The organism is Nostocoides japonicum T1-X7 (genome assembly GCF_001046855.1).
Taxonomy (GTDB): domain Bacteria; phylum Actinomycetota; class Actinomycetes; order Actinomycetales; family Dermatophilaceae; genus Nostocoides; species Nostocoides japonicum.
This window is the reverse complement of the sequence record NZ_HF570958.1, coordinates 4276363-4281289: the sequence shown is the minus strand read 5'-3', so window position 1 is coordinate 4281289 and position 4927 is coordinate 4276363. Positions and strand designations below refer to the sequence as shown.

Genomic DNA, 4927 nt, shown 5'->3' with positions numbered 1-4927 from the left:
GCGCGACCGGCCGGGGCGTCAAGGCGACGGCCGTCGGCGTGGGCCGGGCGGCCGGCTACTCCTACCGCCAGGCCCGCCGCGCCGCCCAGGCCGAGGGAGCCGGCGAGAGCGGGCTGTCGCGGCTCATCGAGGTCAACGCGTTCGGGACGGCGGGTGACGCGGCGGTCGCCGTCTCCCTGGCCGGGACGCTGTTCTTCACCGTCCCGACGAACGAGGCCCGCGGCCAGGTCGCGCTCTTCCTCGGTCTCACGATGCTGCCGTTCGCCGTCGTCGCGCCGCTCATCGGGCCCTTCCTCGACCGGTTCCCCCACGGGCGGCGCTGGGCCATCGGGGCCACCTTCGCCGCCCGCGCCTTCCTCTGCTGGATCCTCGCGGGGGCCGTGCGGGGCAACGAGGCGGCTCTGTTCCCCGCCGCCCTGGGCTGTCTGGTCTGCAGCAAGGCATACGGCATCACCAAGGCCTCGGCCGTGCCGCGGCTGCTGCCCCGGGATCTCACCCTCGTCCGCGCCAACTCGCGCATCTCGCTCGCCGGCGTCGTCGGCGTCGCGATCTCGGCGCCGCTCGCCATCGGCGCCTCGAAGATCGGGGCCGAGTGGTCGCTGCGCTATGGCTTCGTCGTCTTCGTCGTCGGCACGATCCTCGCGGTCCTCCTCCCGGCGCGGGTCGACGAGCCCAACGCGTCCACGGCGTCCGCCACCCCGCCGAGCGGTCCGACGGCCGAACCTGGGCACGCCGCGGGAGCCCCCGCCCCCGGGTCGATGGGGGCGGGGGCTGATGGCCTCGCGAGCGCCCGGCTCGGTGGGCCGGCCGAGCCGACGGTCAACCTCTCCGCCGACGGGCGACCGGCGGAGGAGGACGTCGACACGGTCACGCCGCCACCTCGCATACCGAGGATGTCCCGCATCCTGCGGCGGCTCCAGGCGTTCCCCCGGAGTGTCGTCGTGGGTCTGCGGTCGAACTCCGGGCTGCGTCTCCTGTCCGGCTTCCTCACGCTGTATCTCGCGTTCGTCCTGCGCGAGCACCCCTTCCCGTCGTGGCACCACAGCCCGACCCTCCTGCTCGGTCTCGTCATCGGGGCGGCCGGGGTCGGCAACAGCCTCGGGATCGTCATCGGCAACCTCGTGCGGCGCGTCCGGCCCGAGCTGGCCGTCGTCGCGGCGCTCGTCGCCGATGCCGTCGTCACGACGCTCACGGCGATCTGGTGGGTGCTGCCCCTCGCCGTCCTCCTCGGCCTGACCGCCGGGGTATGCCAGTCCTTCGCGAAGCTCTCGCTCGACGCGCTCATCCAGCGCGACGTCCCCGAGCGGACGCGGGCGAGCACGTTCGGGCGCTCGGAGACCCTGCTGCAGCTGTCGTGGGTCGTCGGCGGCTTCATCGGCATCTCGATGCCGCTCGTCCCTCGTCTCGGCCTCGGGGTCGCCGCGGCGATCCTGCTCGCCTGCCTCGTCTGGACGGTCGCCGGGCTGCGCGCCGCCCACGTGGCCCGGGCGGCGCGGCAGTCGGCCTGACCCAGCCGACGGGGCGGCCCCCGGTCCTGGGCCCTCGGAGTCGGACGCCGACCGTCAGGCGGCAGCGGGGCCGGCGGCGGGGGAGTCCGCGGGCGCCGGATCGCCCGGCTCGGGGCGCTCGAGGAGCAGGAGCAGCACGATGAGCACGACGTCGACGACGACGAGCCACCCGACGAACCCGAGTGTCAGCGGCCGGGACAGGATGACGACGACTGCGGAGAGGGCTGCGATGGCCCACAGGACGAGCCTGCGCTGCGCGTGCAGCCACCGGCCGAATCCGCCCGTCGTGACGCCTTGCCGCTCGCCGGCGGCCCGGACCGTCGCCGCGAGGTCGGTCGCCGTGCGGCGCAGCCCGAGCGGGAACCCGACCGGTGCGCCGAGCCACGCGACGAAGGCGGTGACGAGGGCCAGCGCGCCGGTCGCGAGGACGGCGCTGCGGAGCATGACGGTGACGTCGTCCCAGAGCGCCCGGACGGCAGCGGAGGTGAGGTAGCGCGGGGCGAGCTCGCTGACCGCGACGATTCGTCCGGCACGGAGCGCGAGGGCGGTGAGGATCATCGCCGCCGTGAGGCAGAGGCCGGAGGCGACGAGCGCTCGACGGTGCCGGTTGGCCGCCCAGACGGCCCCGGCGAACAGGGCGAGGACGACGTAGGGCAGCCAGGTCCCCATGTCGACCGCTGCGGCGTACAGCATCCGCACCTTCGGCGCCGCGCTCACCGTCGCGACGACGATCGTCCGGTTGATCTCCGGGATCTGACCGGCGAGGGGAACACCTCGGGCGACGAGGAGCTGCTTGACCTGCGCGATGACGGGCGCCAGCTGGACGGCGATCTCGCCCTGCTGGCCCACCGTGACGGCACCACCGGCGAGGTCGCCGTCCTGGGACGCGAGGAGCTGTTGATGGGTCGTGCGAAGGGCCTGGTCCCAGACGTCCTGGAACGCGTCGGAGCGCACGAACCGGTCCACCGCGTCGCTGATCATCGAGCGGATCCCGGCCGCGGCCGGGGCGGACAGCTGGCGCAGCGCGAGCTTGGCCCGCGGCGGCACGTCGAGGTTGGCGACGGCGCCGAAGGCCTGGTCGGTGAGCGCGTCGATGTCGACCTGTCCCTCCACCGCGTCGGTGACCCGGTCGGCGACCAGCTGCTGGATCGCCGGGTCGGAGGCCAGGGGGGAGAGGGTCGAGACGAAGGCGTCGGTGGAGGTCAGCTCGAGCCGGACCCACGTGGAGACGACCGCCACGGGCGCCAGCAGGGTCGCGACCACGATGAGCACGACGCTGAGCGCGGTCCGCCAGCGTGGACCGCGACGGGCCGTGGCCGTAGCAGTGGCCGGGGTCGGGGCCGGTGACGACGGCGCGGCAGCGGCAGGGTGCGACATGGCGGCTCCGATCCGGTCGATGGTGCCTCGATCAAACACCTGCCGAACCCGGGGAGGGACCACCCGGCGAGGGTGAGTCGTCCACCGCGGACTCGAGGGGTCCTTCGGGATCCGACGTCGCGAGCCGGATGCTCAGCTTGACGGCCTTGACCGACGACATCCCCGCGGCGTAGAGAGCCGTGCCGAGCGACAGGACGAGGAACCCGATGAACCGCAGCCCGGGCACTCCCATGAGGAGCAGCCCGACCCGGTCGAGGACGAACCCGGGCGTCATGACGACGACACTGAGCACCCAGCCGACCAGCGTCCGGCCGATCGCCTCACGGGGCGGCAGCTTGCGCTGCCGACGGGCCAGGATGCGTGCGGGGACGGCGACGAACGCGACGACGAGGATGCCGATCACGCTGAGGAGCACGGCGTCGAAGAGCAGGGGACGGTCGAGCTTGGGCACGACGGCGATGGCGCAGCCGAGAAGGAGACCCATGATGGCGCCGGCGAGGACCACCGGCCGCCACCGCTGGTTCGTCCGCCGCATCGCCGGCCCGATCCGCGGCGGCAGCACGTCGATGGCGAAGGCGAAGACCGTGTTGCACCAGAACGACGCGACGCACACGGCGACGGCCACGACGAAGGCGAGAACGGTCCACCCGAGGGACAGGTCACGGAAGTCGGCGCGATGCAGGGCATGGACGCGCAGGTCGTACATCGCGAACCAGACGACGATGGCCGGCACGATCTGGATGAGGGTCAGGCGCCAGTTCAGCAGGAGCAGCTTGACGCCGCGGACGAGGAGCACGATGGTGCCGGCCGCCCAGGCCACCGGCGAGAGGTAGGCCCGGGAGGAGCCGAGCTGCCGGGCCGCGGCGTCGACCTGCTCGGGATCGGCGTCGGCCACGGCCTCGGCGAGCTGCGCGACCCGGACGAGCCGCGCGTGCCAGGTCGTGGCGGGCGGCGACCCGGGCGCTGGAGCCGGTGCTGGCATACCGCACATTGTGCCGAGCAGGCATCCGGCGGACGCCACACCCGGTGGGTGATCGGAGGGCTCACGCTGCCGATGAGGGACTCACGCCTCGGCGGGCCGCCGCCGGAGGAGTCCACTGAGTGCGGCGACGAGCGCGATGCCGAGGGCGACGACGCCGACGACCACGACGGTCTCCCGGAGGGAGTCGACCGTCTCGTCCCAGACGATGTGGACCGAGTCGGCCGTCAGGTGCCCGGACAGCTCGTGGACGGCGACCTCTCGGCCGAGCCCGAGGGCGACCCAGGTCAGGCCCATCCCGATCGCGACGGCGAGGCCGGTCACGATGAGCGCCGGCCGGCGGCGGTTCGCGACGAGAACGCCGAGCAGGAGGCAGGCGACGGCTGCCGGCGGTGTCCAGGTGCCGATGGTGTCCGCGAGGCGGTATGCCGAGTGGATCCGCGGCAGGTCGCTCACCGTCGCGACGACGGCACTGTGGTCGATGTCCGGTATGCGGCTCGCGAGGGGAACGCCGCGCTGGACGAGGTCGGACCGCACGGCGGTGACGATGGGCCCCAACTGGATCGCGATCTGGCCCTTGTCGTCGACCGTGACCCCGCTCGACGCACTGCCCTGCTGCGTCTCGTCGGCGAGCTGGGCGTGGAGCGAGTGGAGCGAGTCGTCCCAGAGGGTGCGGAACGCGTCGGACGCGACGAAGCGGGCGACGGGCTCCTCGAGGGCCGAGCTCAACGTCGAGACGACCGCATCGGGCAGGCGCGTCTGCGACAGCTGGCCCTCGATCGCCGTCGTGACCCTCGAGGTGACCTGCTGCTGGATCTCGGGCCGGTCGGCGAGGGGGCCGAACGTCTCGATGAACCCGTTCGTCGACATGACGGTCGCCTTGGCCCATCCGGACACGACGGCGACGGGGGCGAGGACGATGGCGACGAGAAGGAGGATCGCCGCGAGGGCCGTTCGCCATCGGGGCCGGCGGCGTGGCTCGGGCAGGCGTGCGGGGGGTGCGGACACCACACCATTCTCCCCGGTCCACGGCGCCTCCGGCCGCGGGCGCGCCCGCGGCACG

The 4927-nt window shown here is 73.6% G+C and carries 3 protein-coding genes and 1 pseudogene; 1 reads left to right on the top strand and 3 read right to left on the bottom strand.

The window, feature by feature from the left end; all coding sequences use genetic code 11:
- Window positions 1–1508: MFS transporter (locus tag BN12_RS19400; protein WP_048555080.1), on the top strand; the 1508-nt coding region annotated here is incomplete at its 5' end.
- Between the two features lie 54 nt (window positions 1509–1562).
- Here the strand turns inward: BN12_RS19400 and BN12_RS19395 are convergent.
- The 3 genes and pseudogenes from BN12_RS19395 to BN12_RS19385 form a co-directional block, all read right to left on the bottom strand.
- Window positions 1563–2780: a hypothetical protein gene (locus tag BN12_RS19395; RefSeq protein WP_048555077.1), complete on the bottom strand. Its 1218-nt coding sequence runs from the start codon at window positions 2778–2780 to the stop codon at window positions 1563–1565.
- Window positions 2781–2916: 136 nt separating this feature from the next.
- The gene (locus BN12_RS19390; RefSeq protein WP_048555076.1) at window positions 2917–3867 is read right to left on the bottom strand and encodes a hypothetical protein; all 951 of its coding nucleotides are present in this window, start codon (window positions 3865–3867) and stop codon (window positions 2917–2919) included.
- Window positions 3868–3948: 81 nt separating this feature from the next.
- Window positions 3949–4927, bottom strand: a pseudogene (locus BN12_RS19385) (hypothetical protein); the annotation flags it as partial.

What these genes read in the sequence shown, in the direction of transcription:
- BN12_RS19390 (WP_048555076.1), bottom strand. Translation starts at nt 3,867, where the DNA reads ATGCCAGCACCGGCTCCAGCGCCCGGGTCGCCGCCCGCCACGACCTGG.